General features: G+C 67.9%; 1 protein-coding gene. It reads right to left on the reverse strand.

Going from position 1 to position 274, the window contains the following annotated elements:
• On the reverse strand, positions 1-274 hold a 274-nt coding region (locus HKX41_11425; protein ID NNC24742.1), incomplete at both ends, for a hypothetical protein.

Consider the following 274-nt stretch of genomic DNA (forward strand, 5'->3'; position numbering starts at 1 on the left):
GTCGAGCACCAGCGTGTACAGGCTGATGCCGATGCCGATCTCGGTTTCCGCGGCGCCGGCGATGCCTTCGATCAGGTCGAGGGCGATGCTGTTGCCGGGGGCGTTGGGGTTGCTGGGGATGTCGGGCAGGGTGTAGTCGCGGGTGGAGATGATGCCGGTCTTGTCCTGGTAAGCCTTGAGCAGGGCCATCGTGTTCGCGCCCGGGCCGAGCCCGCGCTTGAAGTCCTGGTGGGCGGCGGTGAGGGTTTCGAGGAAGTGGGCGACCGCGTCGGGC

It is taken from the genome of Salifodinibacter halophilus (assembly GCA_012999515.1).
Taxonomy (GTDB): Bacteria; Pseudomonadota; Gammaproteobacteria; order Nevskiales; family Salinisphaeraceae; genus Salifodinibacter; species Salifodinibacter halophilus.